Genomic DNA, 18,263 nt, shown 5'->3' on the forward strand with positions numbered 1-18,263 from the left:
TACAGACAGGCTGGATATCTGGAATGCGGAAAACTGTAGCACTCTTTCTCTCGGGCTGCGTGGTGTCAACCACTGCGGGTCTGGCAACGGCGGCACTTGCGGGTCCGAACATCACTGTGGATGTGGGTACCGGCGAGATTTTGTCGCAGGAAGATGCGTTCCAGCGCTGGTATCCGGCGTCCCTCACCAAGCTGGTGACGGCCTATGTGGCCTTCCGCATGATCGAATCAGGCCAGGTCACACTGGACACGCCCATCAAGATGACGGCCCGTGCGGCAAAGGAGCCGCCGAGCAAAATGGGCTACAAGCCCGGCTCGCAGCTGACGCTGGATAACGCGTTCAAGATTATCATGGTCAAATCGGCCAATGACGTGGCGATGGCGATTGGCGAGACCCTCGGCGGCTCATCGGAAAAATTCGCCGTGCTGATGAATGCCGAAGCCAAGCGCCTGGGCATGTACGGCTCGCATTTCGTCAATCCCAATGGCTTGCATTCGGACGATCACTATACGACAGCGCGCGACCTGGCGATCCTGACGGTGCAGATGCGGCGTGAATTCCCGCAATACATGCATTATTTCGATATTGAGGCGATCGATTCCGGCAACAAGATCCAGGCCAATTTCAATGCGCTGATTGGCCGGTTCCAGGGCGCAAACGGTATGAAGACCGGCTTTGTCTGCCCGTCCGGTTTCAATCTCGTCGGCTCGGCCACCCGCGATGGCCGCAACATCATCACCGTCGTTCTGGGCGAGTTGAAGCAGCAGGGGCGCGCGACGAAGGCGGCCGAGCTGCTGGCAAAGGGGTTTGAGACCCGCGGAACCGGCAAGACACTGGAGGCCCTGCAGCCCTATGGCCCGGCCGCGCGCGATGTCGCCGTCAACATGCGTCCGACCGTCTGCTCCAAGGAGGCGGCCGCCTCCGACAGCTGGGACGGCAAGGACGCAGAAGGCCATATCATCCAGGGCTCGCCCTACATGTACCGGATGGATCATCAACCGCAGGCGGAACTCGTTGCCCTGCTTCCCTCCAAGACCAATGCGAAGGGCAAGGATATGAGCCGCATCCCGATCCCGATTCCGCGGCCCGACCGCGCCTCGATCACCGATGCGGCCAACACGGCAAAAGCAGTGAATTAACAACAACGCACGATAGGATGTCATCATGAGTGGCCTCAACGCCCCCATTCCGGTTTCTGTACTCACGGGATTTCTGGGGTCGGGCAAGACCACCTTGCTGAACCGCCTGCTGAAAGATCCGGCGCTGGCCGACACGGCCGTCATCATCAATGAATTCGGCGATGTCGGCATCGACCATCTCCTGGTGGAGACGGCGAGCGAAGGCGTCATCGAGCTTTCCTACGGCTGCCTGTGCTGCACGGTCCGCGGCGAACTCGTCGATACGCTGGCCGACCTGATCGACCGTCTGCAGACCGGCCAGTTGAAGCGGCTCAAGCGGGTCATCATCGAAACGACCGGGCTGGCCGACCCTGCGCCCGTCCTGCATGCGATCATGGGGCATCCCGTGCTGCTGCAGGCGTTCCGGGTGGACGGGGTGATCACGACGGTCGATGCGGTCAACGGCATGGCAACGCTCGATGCGCATGAGGAAGCGGTCAAGCAGGCGGCGGTCGCCGACCGGATCGTCGTGACCAAGACCGACATGCCGCAAGCGGCGCAGGGTCTGCCGGCGCTGCGGGCCCGGCTGGCCGCGCTTAATCCCGGTGCCGATATCATCGATGTCGGCGATGCGCGCACCGGCTATGCCGCGCTGTTCGAGTGCGGTGTCTACAATCCCGGGACCAAAACCATCGATGTGCAGCGCTGGCTGAAGGCGGAAGCCTATCGCGATCGTGAGCATGAACGGGAGGAAGCCGAGCATCATGCGCATCATCATCATGGCCATGACGGGCATGATGATCACGACCATGACCACCATGACCACCATCACCACCATCACCACGATGTGAACCGCCATGATGCGGCGATACGGTCGTTTTCCCTCACGCATGATGCGCCGGTACCGCGCGCCGGTTTCGAGATGTTTCTCGATCTGCTGCGTTCGGCCCATGGCGAAAAACTCCTGCGCATGAAAGGCATCGTGCAGCTGGCCGATGATCCGGAGCGTCCGCTGGTCATTCACGGCGTGCAGCAGATTTTTCATCCGCCAGCGCGGCTTGCCGCATGGCCGGAAGGGCGGCGCGAGACGCGGCTGGTTCTGATCGTCAAGGATCTGCCGGAAAGCTATGTGACACAGCTGTTCAGCGCCTTCCTCAACGAACCGAAGGTCGATACGCCGGACCGTGCGGCGCTGTTCGACAATCCGCTGGCAATCCCGGGATTGAAAGTCTAGCCGCGCTCGATGTGGAAGCGGTGGCCGCCCTCGATGGTCACCGTCTCGATCAGCCGGTGGCCGTCGGTCAGGCAGAAATTCGGCATGTCGATGACGGCGAGGGGGTCGCTGGTTTCAACCCAGAGGCGGCTGCCTCCGGGCATGGTTTCCAGACGTTTGCGGGTTTTCAATACCGGCAGCGGGCAATTCAGGCCACGCAGATCATAGATATCAGCCGACATGGCGGGCCCTCCAGGCAGGAAAACAAGCACGGCTCAATTGCCGATGATTTTCCACCAGGCCTTTTTCGCCGGCTGTTCCGCCACCGTGGCGGTCACGTCCTGTGGTGCCTGGACGGGCGCTGCTGCCGACGCGGGTACCGGAGCGGTTGTCTGCCGGGCCGGGGCAACGACATTGGCGGCGACCTGGTTGGCGGTGGAAGCCGGTGCCGTCGCCGGGATGGAAGCAACCGTCATGCGGTGCCGTTTGCCGGCCTCACGCTCGTCGCGGGCCTTGTCGGCGGCGACAGCGGATGCAAGGCGGACCATGACCTGCGGCTTCAGCGCGGCGTCCTTGTCCTGCGGCGACAGGGACGGCGGCTCCTGGGTCACGCGTTCACCGCGGGCGCGGCGGGCGCTCCATTCGGCGATGATCTTGGCTTCGTTGAGGCCCTGGATGGAACGGCTCGGCGCCTGGATGCTGCCCTTGCCGACCATGGAGGAGAATGCGGCCTCGTAATTGGTCTGATAGCTCTGATAGGCCATCTTCAGCGTTTCAGGCTGCTGCATGGGCGGGCATGTGGCGGTGGCGGCAATCGGAGCGTTCGGGTCGGTGGTGTTGTTGAAGACATATTTCTTCTCGCACACGTCGACCTTGGGCGGGACCTTGGTGATCTCGAAGTGATCGTAGCCTTCCTTCAGGTTTTTCCAGAACGGATAGTTCGGATCATCCTTGTAGCGCGCCATGTTGGCTGCGGTCATGCGGAATGGAAAGGCCTGGAGCTGGATCGAGTCCTGGCCACCCTTGAACGCGTCGCGGGCAAAGGCGTAGATTTCCTGAACCTGGGCATCGGTCATCGAATAGCAGCCGGACGACGAGCAGGCGCCGTGCACCATCAGATTGGCGCCCGTGCGGCCAAGCGCCCGGTCAAGCGCGTTGGGAAAGCCGGTGTTGAAGGACAGGTAATAGCTGGAATTCGGGTTCATCTGCGCCGGGCGGACGGCATAGAAGCCTTCCGGTGCCTGGCGGTCGCCCTCGATGAATTTCGGGCCGAGCTTGCCGGACCATTTGCAGATCTGGTAGCTCGTGACGATATCGTAGCGGCCGTTGTCCTTGCGCTTCCAGACTTCAAGAACGCTCTCTTCCTTGAAGATGCGAACCATGATCGGCGCGGTCATGGTCATGCCCTTGGTCTTCATCAGCTTGACCAGTTTTTCGGACAATTGCTTTTCGGATTTTGGCGCAAGGTCGGACACCGACGCGCCCTGGCAACCCGCCAGAAACAGGGTCAGCAATAACGGAGCAAGGATATGTGTCGGTATTTTCATCTTCGCAGCTGGTACCAGTTCGCTTCGCCGAAATTGTGTGGATTGGTATCCACAACCCCCTATTTGCACCCGGTATAGTTGATAAAGCCTTACTGCAATGAGTCAAATTGCTCAATCATGCAATTGTCACCTGCAATGAAGACAGGGCGGATTTATGGCGAAATACACTGTTTTCCAAAGATGATCCATCCGTTGCAACACGTACTTGCCCTGTCATACGCCATTGACAGGAAGCAAGCGTCCTCATCAATTGTTGGTGTTCGGCCCCTGAGCGGCCGCGTTGCGTGCCCGTTTCATCAGCCATGCATGGAGGAACACAATGGCAGTTGCACCCTTTTTGACGCTCAAACGCCATTTGAAGGCGCCGCCACGGCTGGTGTGGGCCGCCTGGACCGATCCTTCAATGATCGTGCGCTGGTGGGGGCCGGCAGGGGCCAAAACATTGAGGGCCGAAGCCGATCCGCGCCTTGGCGGCAGGTATCATGTCGTCTTCGTCACCCCGGACGGCGAGCAGCATGATGTCAGCGGCGTCTATTGCGAGGTGGTGGTTGAAGAGCGCCTTGCCTTCACCTGGGTCTGGATTACCCTGCCGGACCGGGAGTCGCTGGTAACGCTGGTGCTGGAGCGGGTGGATGACGGCACATTGCTGACACTCATCCATGAGAAGTTCTACGACGAGGCAGCGCGGGATCGTCACAGGCAGGGCTGGAGCGGTGCTCTCGACAGTCTCGAAAACTTTATCAATCAACAGGCGGTGAACCATCGTGACTGACCATTCCGCAATCACCTTCCGTCCGGCGTCGCTGTCCTATCTGCCATTGATGGCGAAGTGGCTGATGATGCCGCATATGCGCGATTCCTACCAGCCGGACCCGATAAGCCCGGGGGAGGTGGCGGAGGAGTACGGGCCATTGTTTAGCGGCGAGACGCCGGATATTTGTCACATCGCCTATTATGGCGAGCTGCCTTTCGGCTATCTGCAGAGCTACCGCAATGCGGACTATGAGGACGAGCTGCCGGCGCTTGACCACGGCATCAGCGTCGATCTGTTCATCGGTGAGCCGGACTATATCGGGCGCGGCCTCGGTTCGCTGATGCTGAGGGAATATCTTGCGCAGATCGCCTTCCCGCATTTTTCCGATGAACGGTTCGCCTATATCACCCACGAGGCGGGCGATCTCGATGCGATCAGGGCCTCGGAAGCGGCAGGCTTTCGGCCGGTTGACGAATTTGAAGAGGATGGCGACAGCGTTATTCTTTTCCGGTTCGAGCGCGGCAGCAACGACAATAAAAAAGGCGGCGCCTGAGCACCGCCTTTTGTGAAATCAGCACAAACGGCAATTAGCCGTTGAGGGCGTCCTTCAGAGCCTTTGCAGGCTGGAAGGCAACCTTCTTGGAGGCTGCGATCTTGATCGTTGCGCCAGTTGCAGGGTTACGGCCTTCGCGAGCAGCGCGCGACTGTACCTTGAACTTGCCGAAGCCTGGCAGCGAAACTTCGTCGCCTGCGACGACGGCATCGGTGATGCCCTTAAGAACGCTATCAACAATCGCCTTGGACTGAACCTTTGTAAGACCCTGATCAGCGACGAGCTTCTCGATAAGATCGGACGTATTCATGTTGGCGGTTTCCTCAGTATATTCGTTGATCGAAGGCGTCTGTATGGCATGCGTTGCCGCCTCTGTCATCAGGAATAGAGCGCATTTTCGGGGTTTATACCCAGTGTTTACAGGGTTTTTTGCAAAACCGGCTATGATTTTTCCGATCGGAGCCGGATGACGCCCGCAAATTCAGCCGGGTGATTCGGCCCGTGATTCCATCGCTTCACGCCCGCCGCTCTGCAGAGCGTCAGGCATCTGCCAGATCGGAGGGTCGCCGATGTGGCGCGCGACGTGGTCGATAAAGGCGCGCACCTTGGCCGAGACATGCCGGGTCGGCGGGTAGACCGCATAGATCCTGTAGGGCAACGGCCTCGCCTCCGGCAAGACCTTGATGAGCGTGCCGCGCCGCAGCGCTTCGGCGGCGATGAACATGGGCAGGAGCACCAGCCCCAGTCCGGCGATGGCCATGTCGCGCATGGCTTCGCCATTGTTGGCCACGATGCGCCCGTGCATGGCAACCGAAATGGGTTCGCCGGAGGCTGCCGGGTTTTCGAACTGCCAGAGCTGGCTGGTGTTGACGTTGGAGTAGTCGATGCACGCGTAGGAGCCGAGTTCGCCGAGGTTTTGCGGCAGGCCGTTGGCCGCGGCAAAAGCCGGGCTGCAGCATATGACGCGCGGATCGGTGCACAGTTTGCGCGCGATCAGGCTGGAATCCTTGAGAATGCCGATGCGGATGCCGGCATCGAAGCCGCCCTTGACGAGATCGACCATCCGGTCGTCGAGTTCCACGGCGATTTCAAGATCGGGATATTGCCGGGCGAAATCGGCAATCAGGCGGCTCAGGTAAAACGTGCCGAAGGTCATCGGCGCCGTGATGCGCAAGGTGCCGCGAATGGCGCTGTAGCGCTCGCCGACCGTGTCGGCTGCCTCGATGATCTCACGCACGAGCGGCCGGACGCGTTCGACAAAGGCGCGGGCATTGTCCGAGGCGAGCAGTTTGCGCGGCGAGCGCTGGAACAGCTGCGTGCCGAGTGCCGCTTCCAGATCGGTGATGCGCTTGCTCACCACGGATTTCGACAGGTTGAGCCGGGCGGCAGTCATGGTGATGCTGCCGGTCTCCATCACGTCGAGAAAAGTCACAAGGTCATCGAAACGCCATTTCATGGTTCTCTTATAGAGGACAATATGCCGATGAAGAAGACGTTTCGGGAGAAATCGTTCTGTTTTAACGAACATGGGTTGCATCGAAGCGGGCTTTATATCGGCGGCGGCAGCGCAGATATTCACCCCAACGGCGCATGAGCGCCAGGCAACATCATTCAGGAGGCTTTCATGTCCCTACAATTGACAGGTATCCATCATCTGACCGCCATCACGGCGAATGCCCCGGAAAACCTGCGTTTCTACACGCAGACCCTCGGTTTGCGGCTCGTCAAGAAGACGGTCAACCAGGACGATACCAGCGCCTATCACCTTTTCTACGCCGATGGCGAGGCAACGCCCGGCACCGATCTGACCTTCTTCGACTGGCCAGTCGGCCCGGAACGGCGCGGCACGCACAGCATTGCGCGCACGGGTCTGCGCGTCGGCAGCAAGGCCAGCCTTGTCTGGTGGAAGGCACGCTTCGACGAACTCGGTGTCACGTCGGGCGAAATCAGCGAAACCGGCGGGCGTGAGTCGCTCGATTTCGAGGATGGCGAAGGCCAGCGGTTCCGTCTGATCGATGATGGCGGCGCAGGCCCGTCACATCCCTGGGACAGGAGCCCGGTTCCGGCCGAACACCAGATCCGCGGTCTTGGCCCGATCACGATCAGCGTGCCTGACATCACCAACACGGAAGCCATTCTCCTGCATGTGATGAACATGCGCCAGACCAGCACCTATCCGTCTCCCGACGGCGCCGGTCATGTCCATGTCTTTTCCATGGGCGAGGGCGGACCGGCTGCCGAACTGCACGTCGCGGTCCAGCCGGACCTTCCGGTGGCCCGTCAGGGGGCAGGCGCCGTGCATCACGTGGCTTTCCGGGCGCCGGATGTACAGCAGCTGCACGAATGGACGGAACGGCTGAAAAGTTTCCGCATGCCGTCCAGCGGCGAGGTCGAGCGCTATTACTTCCGCTCGCTCTATTTCCGCGAACCCAATGGCATCCTGTTCGAGATCGCCACGGATGGTCCCGGCTTCACCGTTGACGAACCGCTGGAAACGCTGGGCGAAGGATTGTCACTGCCGCCATTCCTCGAGGGCAAGCGGGCGTCGATCGAAGCAAACCTGAAGCCTCTGGTCTAACCGGAATGAAGAAGGCCCGGCGCACAAGCGCTGGGCCTTCCTGCATGTCAAACCGTGCGGGGAAGATTGGCCTCAATCCATTGCCTGATGGCCTCGATATCGTGCGGCCCGGTTTCATGCCCGGCATGAACACGATCGACGGCAAGCTCAGCCCCAGCCTGCCGCAGCAACGCCTCGAGATCGGGCGTCCTGGCGCCGAACAGGTCGTGTTCACCATTGACCATCAGAATTTTCACATGGCTCAAATCCGCGTGCGGTGCCTCCTCAAGAACATTCATTGCGCGCAGGAGAATCGCATTCCTGACAAGGCCGGGGTGCAGCAGCATGGTTGCCACCAGCATGTTGGCGCCGTTGGAATAGCCGAGAAACACCGTGCGCTCGAGATCAAGGCGATAGGCCTCGGCGGCCCCTTCGATGAACGCAGCCAGCGCTTCGGCTTCCGAGCGGATGTCCTGCTGGTCGAAACTCAGGGGGCCGAAGCGGCGGAACCAGCGGCCGATGCCCTCCTCATTGCTGCGCCCGCGTAAACCGATGAGGGTGGCATGCGGCGCGGCATTGGCGGCAAGCGGCAGCAGCGTGGTCTCATTGCCGTCGGAGCCATGCAAAAGCACAAGCGTCAGGCCATCGGCATGTTCGGGCGTATAGACACGATGCACGAAAGGCAGCTCGCGGTAGAGGAACCGCTCCTCGCCGGGCAGGCCGAACTGCGGCAGCATCACTGTGAGATTGCCGGCTTCTTCAGCAAAATGCGGCGGAATGAACAGGTGCGTTCCGAGTGTTTCCAGCGTCTCGTCCACAAGCATGCCAGGACCGTCGGTCGCCATCTCGAACAGGGTGCCGCCGGGCTCGCGCACATAGATCGAATGGAAATACTTGCGGTCATGCATGGCGGTCGCGTCCGACCCGTCCCTGATCAGGCTGTCATAGGTCGCCTGGGCATGGGCGATATCGGGCGCACGGAAGGCGATGTGATCGATCGTTCCCGTGCCGGGTGCGGAACTCCAGAAGCCGCTGGCATCGCGCACATCGACGCAATCGCCGGAGGCCGAAACCATCCGCACGATCGTGTCGGTGCGCTCGCCGGCGTGAAAGCCGAAATAGGTTTCGAGAAAGGCGCAGGTGGCTTGCGGCTGTTCGGTGAGGACCGTGGCGCTGCGGATGCGCCGGATGGCATCAGCTTCGGCAATGCCCTTGACGGTCCACGGCGCGGCACCCGTGACCCCGGATGTTCCAACGAGTTTCACGATCACGCCGTCGGGGTCTTTCAGCCGCAGGACGGTTTCGCCGAATTCCTGTGCGGGGCCGGTGACGGCAATATTGTGCTGGAGGGCGCGGGTCAGCCAGAAACCGATGGCCTCCGGGGCAATGGCCAGGGCAATTTCGCTTGGCTGGCCGTAACCGACCCGGCCGAGCGATCCGTCTTCCCAGACGAGAAAGGTGATCAACGAACCGGGGGTTGCCGCGGCATCGCCATAGAAGAGGTGAAGCTGGGTCGCGTCTTCATAGCCGCCGGTGCGTTTGACCAGGCGAAGACCGAGAAAACCGGCGTAGAAGTCCACATTCGCCTGAACGCTGCGGGTGATCAGGGTGATGTGATGGATACCACTTGTCATGAAGTTCCTCCGCCTGTGGATCGTGCAACCAAGAGGAAGCGACCAATACGGGGAAAGCCGGCGGGCGGCAATCAGGCAGGGCCTGAAAAAACAACACCCACCGCGGGAGGAGGTGCGGTGGGTGCTATTTGTAAAGGCCGGCTGGGAGGAGGAGTGCCGGCCTTCGAACGTTCGGAACCTGGGAGGAGGTCATCCCGAACGTCAACTTTGAATTCGATTAGCGCGCAGCTGCGGCCTTCTTGGCAACGAAGGCGATATCGCCACGGGAGATGCCGAGGTCGTTCAGTTCACGTGCGGACAGGCGGTTCAGTTCGGTGACAGTGTCACGATAACGGCGCCAGTTGTTGTAAGAGCGGATCAGGTTCATTTCACTCACCTTGGTAACTTATTGTTTGTTGGATCATTTCTTGATCGTGAGCTGCATATAGTCGATGCCCGGTCAAACTTGCAGTGACAAGAATGCATAGCTGCTTTGCAGGAACTGCGGAGTGGATGGCCAAATTGGGGCGGGTGGAATCACGTCAATCAGAACGGCCGGGAAGAGGTGCAAAAACCCGCTTCTTTCAGCCATTGTCCGGCTTATCACGGCCGCTGATTGCGGACCCTTTGAACCACGTGTCGCAGCGGCTGGGTCATCCGCCAGGAGGTGCTTGATCGGATCGCGCTCAGTTCCCCCTGCAGCCGCAGGATGATCTGATCCTGTTCGCGTGATTTTTGCTCAAGCGCGCTCCGGTCCTGATTGCCCTTGTCCATGGCTGCGGCGTGAAGAAGCCTCACCTTCTTGATCTCGCGCCGCAGGGCAATGTTGTCGAGCTGCTCGAGCGACGGAAAATCATCCGATGTCGCCGCCGGGAGTCTTGGCAGGGTTTGAACGGCAATTTCCGATTCCACCCGGACTTTCTCAGGTTCTATCAGGCTGTGGTGCAGCGCCTGAATGGATGAGAGGTTTGCCGACGCGGGCAGGCATCCCCTGAGCGTGGAAAAGAGGTATTCCGGATCCTGGGTGAAACGCGGAAAGGCAACGAGGTAAATCGGTATCCCCGCCCGTGTCAGCCGCTCGACGAGATGATGAAATCCCACGGCCAGCAGCCGGGCCTGATCGACGGGATCGAGCGCGTACACGGCGCCTCCGGGCGTTTCTCCCCAGTGGTCCCAGGTCCTTGCCTCGTCAGCCATCCATTCCTGGGTGTGATGGAGCCGCTGCAGTTCGAGAATGATCCGGCTGCTTGCCGCTTCCGCCAGATTGCGTATGGGAATGATGACGCCGTCAATCGTAATGTCGGCGCGCTTGAGCACCTCGTCGATGAACTGGTACAGCCATGGAGATTTGACGACGTAGGGAAGGTTCTCGCCGCCATGGAGAATCAGATCCTCCAAACCGGCATTGGCGTCCTCGATCAGATGGGTCTGTCCATTGGACCTGGTGATGTGCGTGGTCAGTCCCAAGGCATTGAGATAGCGGACGAGAAGGCTCGTTCCGGCCCGGCCTGTACCCGCGATGAGGAGGTGATTTGCCATGCGTGTCTCACGTTATCTGGCAAACGGATACACCCGGTTTTGAGTGGAATACAGTTACAAGTTGTTAAGTTTGTTGATCGCGAAAAAGCCCATTTTCTGGGCTGGGGACGCCGCCTGCTGGCAGACTTTTCGGCGCCGCGGCGGCAACGGCAAATCGAAATCCCCGATTGAAGCTGCATTGAGCATGGCCTTGCTGTCGGTTCGCCGGGCCTTGGGTCAAGATCGGGCTCCTGAATCCCACGCGAGAACGAAGCCGTGTACGACGAGTATGACGACAAACAGCACCTGCATTATACGACACCGGTCTGGGTGCACCTGCTGGCCTTCGGTGTCGTCGTCGGGATCGCCGTGCTGATCTGCGAAGTCTGCCATTCCCTGGCCTAGAATCAGGGGCTCAGTTTCTGTCCTGTCATCTGGCGCAAATGTGCATGGGATTGCCGCGTCATCGGCCAAGGCCGGCCGCGCAAACAGGGATATCGATTTTGTCGGGAAGGAATGGCGCGCCCGAAAGGATTCGAACCTCTGACCCCCAGATTCGTAGTCTGGTGCTCTATCCAGCTGAGCTACGGGCGCGTGCCACATCTGCGCGTTCGTCTGCGCAGGCCGGTTCGTAATCGGTTGGGCTGTGAATTGCAAGCAGCTTTGGCAAAAAAACCGCAACAATTTTTTGCCGGAACGTCGCACCCCGGTTTATTCGGCGGCTTAGTGCCTTTCCCGCCGTGCGTATGCGCGGCATTCCGGCGGAAATGAAAAGGCCCGGAGGATGTCCGGGCCTTTGACGTGTCTTAGAGATTGCGCCCGATGGCGAGGAACTTGTCACGCCGGTCTTTTTTCAGCGCTTCGCCGTCCATCGATGCCATGGATTTCAGGGCGACGTTGATGATGTTGCCCGTCGCTTCGATCACCGCATCCTTGCCGCGATGGGCGCCGCCCGTGGGTTCGGGAATAATGCCGTCGATGATTTTCAGCTCGTACAAATCCTGCGCCGTGATGCGCATATTGGTTGCCGCATCCTTGGCGCGGGTGGAATCGTGCCAGAGGATCGATGCCGCGCCTTCCGGCGAGATCACCGAATAAATCGCATGTTCGAGCATGTAGACCCGATTCGCCGTGGCAATGGCGATGGCGCCGCCGGAACCGCCTTCGCCGATGATGACGGAAACCATCGGCACTTTCAGGTTCAGCGATGCCGCGGTGGACCGGGCGATGGCTTCCGCCTGTCCGCGCTCTTCCGCCGCGATGCCCGGAAAGGCACCGGCCGTATCGACGAGCGTGATCACCGGAAGGTTGAACCGGTCGGCCAGGTCCATGACGCGCACGGCCTTGCGGTAGCCTTCGGGCATGGCCATGCCAAAATTGTGCTTGAGGCGGGACTTCGTGTCGTTGCCCTTTTCCTGGCCGATGACGGCGACGGCCTGGCCGTTGAAACGGGCAAGACCGGCCTGGATGGCTTCGTCCTCGGCAAAGTTGCGGTCACCGGCGAGCGGCGTGAAATCGGTGAACAGCCTGCCGATGTAATCGATGCAGTGCGGACGGTCCGGATGGCGGGCGATCTGTGCCTTCTGCCAGGGGGTCAGCTTGCGGTAGAGATCACGCAGCGCTTCGGCCGACCGCTTTTCCAGGCGGGCGATCTCGTCATTGGTATCGAGTGCGCCGCCTTCTTCCGCAAGCTTCTTCAGTTCGAGAATCTTGCCATCGAGATCAGCGACCGGCTTTTCGAAATCGAGATAGTTGTACATGGACGACGTGTCTGCCTGCATAACGGTGGATTTTTCACGACCTAACTGGCTGTTGCGGACGCTCATGTCAAGGAAGCATGGCCGACAAGGCGCGTTCATGGCGCCACTTATAGGGATAATTCCGGCGAAGGTGTGGTGGAAAGCCGTGGATAAGAGCCAAGCTCGGGACCTTGTCCCGTGGCGCGTTTGGTGAAAGCGTGGCGGCCTGCGGCCTATGCATCCGGCTTCTTGGCCGGTGCGCGGGGCTTGGCCGGTGCCGTCTTGCGTTTCGGTGCCGCCTTCTTCGCCGGTCTCGCCCGCTTGGCGGGTTTTGGGCGCTGCCAGCCGATCCACTCGCCTTCGCCCTCGTAATAGTGAAAACCCTGCGATGCATTGTTCAGGCCCTTGCGCAGCTCGGCGATGTCAAGACCGGGCATGTTTTGCAGAAGGGCGGGCGGAAGATGGTCGATGTTCAGCCAGTCCGCATGGAAATAGATGTGTTCGGGTGCGCTTTGGTTGTCAACGATGATGAACCATTCGCTCTCCATATAGTCGCCGAACCAGGGATCGGGAAACATGGCCTGTTTGAACGAGAAGCCGAAACCGTCGATCTCGCCCCAGTCCCAATGTTCGCGCCAGCCCATGGAGCGGATCAGCTGGCTGGACCGCGTGAACCCGGTTTCGTCGAAGCGCATCACTTCGCCATCGGCTTCGACTGGCGCCGGTTCTGGTCTCGAAAACAGCTTTTTCAACAGCCGCCACATAGAGAGTCTCGTCAAGTCCGTGGTCCCGCCTGTTTCGCGGGGGGATGGGTTCAGTCTGCCAGAGGGTGGTGCTCCGTGACAAGGCGGTGCAGCCGCTCCTCCATGACGTGGGTATAAATCTGGGTCGTTGAAATATCCGAATGACCCAGCAATTGTTGAACCGCCCGCAGGTCCGCGCCATTCTGCAGGAGATGGCTGGCGAAGGCATGCCGTAACACGTGGGGCGAGATTGCAGAAGTCACAAGTCCGGCACGGGCGGCCAGCCCCTTTAGTTCGCGCGCGAAAACCTGCCGCGCCAGAAAACCCGTTTCGGAGATGGCCGGGAAAAGCCAGGGATTGCCGGCAAGGTTGGGCAATGCGTCGCGCACGGCGAGATAAGTTGTCATGGCCGCGCGGGCCTTGCCGGAGAGCGGAACCATGCGGTCTTTCGAGCCCTTGCCGCGCACCATCAGAAAGCGGTGATCGGACCGGGCAACCGTCACCGGCAGGCCGACCAGCTCGGAAACGCGCAACCCCGTCGCATAGAGAATTTCCAGCAGCGCATGCAGGCGCAGGGCGCGCAGATGGTCGCCCGCCGGGGCCGTGGTGTCCAGGGTTTCCAGTTCGGCACGTCCCAGCAGTTTCTCGACATCCGCCTCGCTGAGGATTTTTGGCAGAGAGCGGTCCTTCCGCGGCGCATCCAGCGTGCCCGTCGGGTCGTCGGTGCGGATATTTTCCGTGTAGAGGAAGCGGAAGAACTGGCGCAGCGCCGAGAGCCGCCGTGCCTGCGAGGTTGCGGCATAGCCGCGTCCGGCGATATCGTCGAGATAGGCGCGGATCGTTGCGGGCTCGGCCATGGTCAGCTGCACGCCGGCGGCGCTGGCAAAACCCGCCGCATCCTCAAGGTCGCGGCGATAGGACTCAAGCGTGTTCTGCGCCGCGCCGCGTTCGGCGCTCATCATCTCAAGAAATGTCTCTATCGCTGCTGCTGTGCGCATGGCTCTACTTTGGATTGCCGGGTTTGGGATTGAGCTTTTCGGATGGTATGCGGATGGTCAGTTCCGTCTGTGTCGGGTGCACGAAGGTCACGAGCGCCAGCATCCCCGTGTAGACGAGCCCGGCGAGAACCGCGAGGGTGATGATCAATCGGGTCAGTGTGGGCATCAAATCGACTTTGCAAGCTGGCTTTCCATGTTCCATAATCTTGCAACGGAAACTCTTATGAATTGATGAAGGCCAGACACAAGGACAAGCCCACACTTTGCTTGACGAAAGCCCGGTTTTCCTGTCGAAACGCATTTATGAACAGCATTGACGATATTCTTGGCACAGCCCAGGTTCCGGAGTTGGCCCGATCCATCCGGGAGCGCCTGGGGCACCGGTCTATTGTGCTCGTCGGTTTGATGGGCGCAGGCAAATCCACCGTGGGTAAAAAACTGGCTTCGCTGGTCGAATTGCCGTTTTTCGACGCCGACAACGAGATTGAAAAAGTCTCGACCATGACCATTCCGGAACTGTTCGAAGCCTATGGTGAAGCGGAGTTCCGTGATCTGGAACGCCGGGTTATCGCGCGCATGCTCGAAGATGGGCCCATCGTTCTGGCCACCGGCGGCGGTGCCTATATGAACGCGCAGACGCGCGGAGCGATTGCGTCCGAAGGCATATCGATCTGGCTCAATGCCGAACTCGACGTGCTGATGAACCGTGTCGTGCGCAAGCAGAACCGGCCGCTTCTCAAAAGCGACAATCCGCGCGCCGTCATGGAGCGGTTGATGAGCGAGCGCTATCCCGTCTATGCGCAGGCGGATCTGACCATTCTCTCGCGCGAGGAAAAGAAAGAGATCATCGCGCTTGAAGCGATGCAGGCGGTGTCGCAGCATCTGGACAACAAGGAATCCCCGCGATGAGCGAGCAGACGACAGTTCCGGTCAAACTCGGAGACCGTTCCTACGACATCCTCATCGGCGCGGGCCTGATCGAGCGTGCGGGGCAGGAGATTGCGGGGCGCACCGGCGCAGGACGGGTGGCCATCGTCACCGACGAGAATGTTGCCGCGCTGCATCTGCAGCGCCTGGCGGACAGCCTGAAGGCTGGCGGCATCGAATCGACACCGGTTCTCGTTGCCCCCGGTGAAAAGTCGAAAGGTTTTGCCACGCTCGAAACCGTCACCAACGCCATCCTGGCCGCCCGGCTGGAGCGGGGCGATATCGTTATCGCCTTCGGCGGCGGCGTGATCGGCGATCTCGCCGGCTTTGCCGCCAGCATTGCCCGGCGCGGCATGGGCTTCGTACAGATACCGACCTCGCTGCTGGCCCAGGTGGATTCGTCCGTTGGCGGCAAGACCGGCATCAACACGGCGCATGGCAAGAACCTCGTCGGTGCCTTCTATCAGCCGCAACTGGTGCTGGCCGACACGGATGTGCTCGACACGCTCAGCCCGCGCGAATTTCGCGCCGGCTATGCGGAAGTCGCCAAATACGGGCTGATCGACCGGCCGGACTTTTTTGCCTGGCTGGAGACGAACTGGCAGGGCATTTTCACCGGCGGGCCGGAGCGCACCCGCGCCATTGCCGTCTCCTGCCAGTCAAAGGCCGATGTCGTGGCGCGCGACGAGCGTGAAACCGGCGACCGGGCGCTGCTCAATCTCGGCCACACATTCGGCCACGCGCTGGAGACGGCCACACACTACGATTCCGCCCGGCTCGTGCACGGAGAGGGCGTTGCCATCGGCATGGTTCTCGCCCACCAGTTTTCGGTCCGGATGAATCTGGCGAGCGCCGACGATGCCGCACGGGTTGAAGCGCATCTGCGGCAGGTCGGGCTGCCGGTTTCCATCGGCGACATTCCCGGTGCATTGCCGCCAGCGGAGGCGCTGATGGAGTATATTGCCCAGGATAAGAAAGTGACGCGCGGCGCGCTGACCTTCATTCTCACCCGCGGTATCGGCCGGTCCTTTATCGCCAGGGATGTGCCGCCATCGGCGGTTCTCAGCTTTTTGCAGGAGAAACACCCAAAATGAACCTGGAACTCTGGATCTTTTGCGGAATCATTTTCCTTCTGATCCTGATGTCTGGTCTCTTTTCAGGATCCGAAACCGCGCTGACGGCCGTGTCGCGCGCCCGGATGCACCGGCTTTCCAAACGCGGCGACGACCGTGCGACGGTGGTCGAAGGTCTCATCGAAAAACGCGACCGTCTGATCGGCGTCATGCTGATCGGCAACAATCTGATCAATATCCTCGCCTCCTCCCTGACCACGAGCATGCTGCTCAATCTGTTCGGCCAGGCGGGCGTGGCCTATGCCACGGCGATCATGACGGTACTTCTGGTGATTTTTGCCGAGGTGCTGCCGAAATCCTGGGCGATTTCGAGCCCCGACCGCAATGCGCTGGCGCTGGTGCGGTTCGCACAGGTGGCCGTGTTCATCTTCGGACCGCTGTCGGACCTTATCAACTGGATTGTGCGGCGTATCCTTAGCCTGTTCGGCATCGATCTCGGTTCGGTGACATCCATGCTGTCGGCGCAGGAGGAATTGCGCGGTGCCGTCGATCTCCTGCACCGGGAGGGCTCGGTGGTGAAGCGCGACCGCGACCAGATCGGCGGCCTGCTCGATCTGCGCGAGCTTGAAGTCTATGACGTCATGATCCACCGGACGGATATGGATTCGATCAACGCCGATGATCCGATCGAGGAGATCATTGGCCAGATTCTGGCGAGCCACCACACCCGCATTCCCGTCTGGCGCGGCGACAATGACAATATTGTCGGTGTCGTGCATGCCAAGGACCTGGTGCGGGCCATCCGCGATTCCAACCGGGACTTTTCCAAGATCAACATCATGAAGGTGGCGACCAAGCCCTGGTTCGTGCCCGATACGACGACCCTGCAGGACCAGCTCAATGCCTTCCTGCGCCGCAAGGCGCATATCGCCATTGTCGTGGATGAGTATGGCGACGTGCAGGGGCTGATCACGCTCGAAGACATTCTGGAAGAGATTGTCGGTGATATCGCCGACGAGCACGACATTGACGTTCAGGGCTGCCGCCCCCAGCCGGATGGGTCGGTGCTGGTCGATGGCTCCGTGCCGATTCGCGACCTCAACCGGGCGCTCGACTGGAACCTGCCGGATGCGGAGGCCACAACCATTGCCGGTCTCGTCATCCATGAAACCCAGAGCATCCCGACGGAAAAACAGGCATTCACCTTCCACGGCAAGCGCTTCACCGTGCTGAAGCGGGAAAAAAACCGCATTACCCGGCTGCGTATTCGACCTTTGGAGGATGACGAAAAGGGCAAAACCGGTTAAGCTGCCGTCACTGGTTCGATAATTTTAAGATATTGTTTTTTCAGACGCTTTCCTGCGCCTAAGCTCGAGGCCGCATGCATATTGTCATTGCCATTTTAAGTGGAATTGCCGCGATTTTTTATTGGATGTTCCGGCTGCAATGGGCGGCTCGTTCCATTCGGGATCTGGACAGAAATACGCCTCTTCTGAGAAACAGGAGCAAGCGGGCGTTCGACCGTCTCGTCGGTTCGCGCCATAGCCGGATCCGTGATCCGCGGCTGGCGGCGACCGTGCTGATGATTCAGCTTGTGCGCACCGGTGCGCCGCTGACCCAGGACGAAAGACAGCAGATCATCGCGCTGGTCGGCGGTCCGCTGGGGATCGGCGACCCGGATGCGATGTTCCGCAAAGCCTGGCGCTATACCAGACGCCGGGGTTCGTTCCCAGCGATGGCTGACGACATGGTGCCGATGCTGCGGGCACGCCTGAGCGTGGACGAGCGTTTTCAGCTGATCGGCATGCTGCGGCAGACGGCCGGCGCCTATGGCGGGGAGAGCGAGCTGCAGGCGCTGATGATCGGCCGCCTGCAACGGCAATTGATGCAAGGCGAGGATGGTTAGGCCG

21 protein-coding genes and 1 tRNA gene are annotated in these 18,263 nt (G+C 60.5%); 10 read left to right on the top strand and 12 right to left on the bottom strand.

Features of this window, described 5'->3' with window-relative positions:
- Positions 1 to 23: 23 nt before the first annotated feature.
- Together C5750_RS14080 and C5750_RS14085 are read left to right on the top strand one after the other, a co-directional pair.
- Positions 24 to 1,139 carry a D-alanyl-D-alanine carboxypeptidase family protein gene (locus tag C5750_RS14080; RefSeq protein ID WP_105734489.1) on the top strand — a complete coding sequence of 372 codons (1,116 nt, stop codon included), beginning with the start codon at positions 24 to 26 and terminating at the stop codon, positions 1,137 to 1,139.
- Positions 1,140 to 1,164: 25 nt separating this feature from the next.
- Positions 1,165 to 2,352 (top strand): CobW family GTP-binding protein, encoded by a 1,188-nt coding sequence (locus C5750_RS14085; RefSeq protein ID WP_105734490.1) that lies wholly within the window; start codon positions 1,165 to 1,167, stop codon positions 2,350 to 2,352.
- Here C5750_RS14085 and C5750_RS14090 read toward each other — a convergent pair.
- Positions 2,349 to 2,573 carry a sulfurtransferase TusA family protein gene (locus C5750_RS14090; protein WP_105734491.1) on the bottom strand — a complete coding sequence of 75 codons (225 nt, stop codon included), beginning with the start codon at positions 2,571 to 2,573 and terminating at the stop codon, positions 2,349 to 2,351. The genes C5750_RS14085 and C5750_RS14090 overlap by 4 nt on opposite strands.
- A 33-nt stretch (positions 2,574 to 2,606) precedes the next feature.
- Positions 2,607 to 3,878: a L,D-transpeptidase family protein gene (locus tag C5750_RS14095; protein WP_105734492.1), complete on the bottom strand. Its 1,272-nt coding sequence runs from the start codon at positions 3,876 to 3,878 to the stop codon at positions 2,607 to 2,609.
- Between the two features lie 319 nt (positions 3,879 to 4,197).
- Between C5750_RS14095 and C5750_RS14100 the strand changes: the two genes are divergently transcribed.
- Both C5750_RS14100 and C5750_RS14105 read left to right on the top strand, forming a co-directional pair.
- On the top strand, positions 4,198 to 4,650 hold the full coding sequence (locus C5750_RS14100) for an SRPBCC family protein (protein WP_105734493.1): 453 nt from the start codon (positions 4,198 to 4,200) through the stop codon (positions 4,648 to 4,650).
- Positions 4,643 to 5,185, top strand: a complete 543-nt coding sequence (locus C5750_RS14105; RefSeq protein ID WP_105734494.1) for a GNAT family N-acetyltransferase — start codon at positions 4,643 to 4,645, stop codon at positions 5,183 to 5,185. The genes C5750_RS14100 and C5750_RS14105 overlap by 8 nt, the downstream gene beginning before the upstream one ends.
- A gap of 34 nt (positions 5,186 to 5,219) precedes the next feature.
- On the opposite strand, the gene C5750_RS14110 is transcribed toward C5750_RS14105, so the two are convergent.
- Both C5750_RS14110 and C5750_RS14115 read right to left on the bottom strand, forming a co-directional pair.
- A complete protein-coding gene (locus C5750_RS14110; RefSeq protein WP_091880272.1) occupies positions 5,220 to 5,495 on the bottom strand; it encodes an HU family DNA-binding protein in 276 nt (91 codons plus the stop codon).
- Between the two features lie 171 nt (positions 5,496 to 5,666).
- Entirely contained in the window at positions 5,667 to 6,641 is a 975-nt protein-coding gene (locus tag C5750_RS14115; protein WP_105734495.1) for a LysR family transcriptional regulator, read from the bottom strand.
- A 168-nt stretch (positions 6,642 to 6,809) separates the two neighbouring features.
- On the opposite strand from C5750_RS14115, the gene C5750_RS14120 reads away from it, so the two are divergent.
- Positions 6,810 to 7,763, top strand: coding sequence for a ring-cleaving dioxygenase (locus tag C5750_RS14120; RefSeq protein ID WP_105734496.1), 954 nt, complete (start codon positions 6,810 to 6,812; stop codon positions 7,761 to 7,763).
- 47 nt (positions 7,764 to 7,810) lie between these two features.
- Here the strand turns inward: C5750_RS14120 and C5750_RS14125 are convergent, their stop codons facing one another.
- The 3 genes from C5750_RS14125 to C5750_RS14135 form a co-directional block, all read right to left on the bottom strand.
- Positions 7,811 to 9,376: a VOC family protein gene (locus tag C5750_RS14125; protein WP_105734497.1), complete on the bottom strand. Its 1,566-nt coding sequence runs from the start codon at positions 9,374 to 9,376 to the stop codon at positions 7,811 to 7,813.
- Between the two features lie 217 nt (positions 9,377 to 9,593).
- Positions 9,594 to 9,743, bottom strand: a complete 150-nt coding sequence (locus C5750_RS14130) for a DUF1127 domain-containing protein (RefSeq protein ID WP_091879951.1) — start codon at positions 9,741 to 9,743, stop codon at positions 9,594 to 9,596.
- A gap of 215 nt (positions 9,744 to 9,958) precedes the next feature.
- Positions 9,959 to 10,894, bottom strand: coding sequence for a hypothetical protein (locus C5750_RS14135; protein WP_105734498.1), 936 nt, complete (start codon positions 10,892 to 10,894; stop codon positions 9,959 to 9,961).
- 255 nt (positions 10,895 to 11,149) lie between these two features.
- Between C5750_RS14135 and C5750_RS26925 the strand changes: the two genes are divergently transcribed.
- A complete protein-coding gene (locus C5750_RS26925; RefSeq protein ID WP_280952408.1) occupies positions 11,150 to 11,278 on the top strand; it encodes a hypothetical protein in 129 nt (42 codons plus the stop codon).
- Positions 11,279 to 11,390: 112 nt separating this feature from the next.
- Here C5750_RS26925 and C5750_RS14140 read toward each other — a convergent pair.
- The 5 genes from C5750_RS14140 to C5750_RS14160 form a co-directional block, all read right to left on the bottom strand.
- Positions 11,391 to 11,467, bottom strand: a tRNA-Arg gene (locus tag C5750_RS14140).
- A gap of 212 nt (positions 11,468 to 11,679) precedes the next feature.
- Entirely contained in the window at positions 11,680 to 12,633 is a 954-nt protein-coding gene (locus tag C5750_RS14145; protein WP_105734499.1) for an acetyl-CoA carboxylase carboxyltransferase subunit alpha, read from the bottom strand.
- A 212-nt stretch (positions 12,634 to 12,845) separates the two neighbouring features.
- Entirely contained in the window at positions 12,846 to 13,391 is a 546-nt protein-coding gene (locus C5750_RS14150) for a hypothetical protein (protein ID WP_199538065.1), read from the bottom strand.
- 35 nt (positions 13,392 to 13,426) lie between these two features.
- Positions 13,427 to 14,353, bottom strand: coding sequence for a site-specific tyrosine recombinase XerD (locus tag C5750_RS14155; RefSeq protein WP_105734500.1), 927 nt, complete (start codon positions 14,351 to 14,353; stop codon positions 13,427 to 13,429).
- Positions 14,354 to 14,357: 4 nt separating this feature from the next.
- Positions 14,358 to 14,519: a histidine kinase gene (locus C5750_RS14160; RefSeq protein ID WP_105734501.1), complete on the bottom strand. Its 162-nt coding sequence runs from the start codon at positions 14,517 to 14,519 to the stop codon at positions 14,358 to 14,360.
- Positions 14,520 to 14,674: 155 nt separating this feature from the next.
- On the opposite strand from C5750_RS14160, the gene C5750_RS14165 reads away from it, so the two are divergent.
- The 4 genes from C5750_RS14165 (at position 14,675) to C5750_RS14180 (ending at position 18,259) form a co-directional block, all read left to right on the top strand.
- Entirely contained in the window at positions 14,675 to 15,262 is a 588-nt protein-coding gene (locus tag C5750_RS14165; protein ID WP_425350463.1) for a shikimate kinase, read from the top strand.
- On the top strand, positions 15,259 to 16,374 hold the full coding sequence (gene aroB / locus C5750_RS14170) for a 3-dehydroquinate synthase (RefSeq protein ID WP_105734503.1): 1,116 nt from the start codon (positions 15,259 to 15,261) through the stop codon (positions 16,372 to 16,374). Before C5750_RS14165 ends, aroB begins: the two co-directional genes overlap by 4 nt.
- Positions 16,371 to 17,660 (top strand): HlyC/CorC family transporter, encoded by a 1,290-nt coding sequence (locus C5750_RS14175; RefSeq protein WP_105734504.1) that lies wholly within the window; start codon positions 16,371 to 16,373, stop codon positions 17,658 to 17,660. The genes aroB and C5750_RS14175 overlap by 4 nt, the downstream gene beginning before the upstream one ends.
- 74 nt (positions 17,661 to 17,734) lie before the next feature.
- On the top strand, positions 17,735 to 18,259 hold the full coding sequence (locus C5750_RS14180) for a tellurite resistance TerB family protein (RefSeq protein ID WP_105734505.1): 525 nt from the start codon (positions 17,735 to 17,737) through the stop codon (positions 18,257 to 18,259).
- The last annotated feature ends 4 nt before the right edge of the window (positions 18,260 to 18,263 follow it).

Origin of the sequence: Phyllobacterium myrsinacearum (assembly GCF_002980555.1) — a bacterium.
Lineage (GTDB): Bacteria > Pseudomonadota > Alphaproteobacteria > Rhizobiales > Rhizobiaceae > Phyllobacterium > Phyllobacterium myrsinacearum.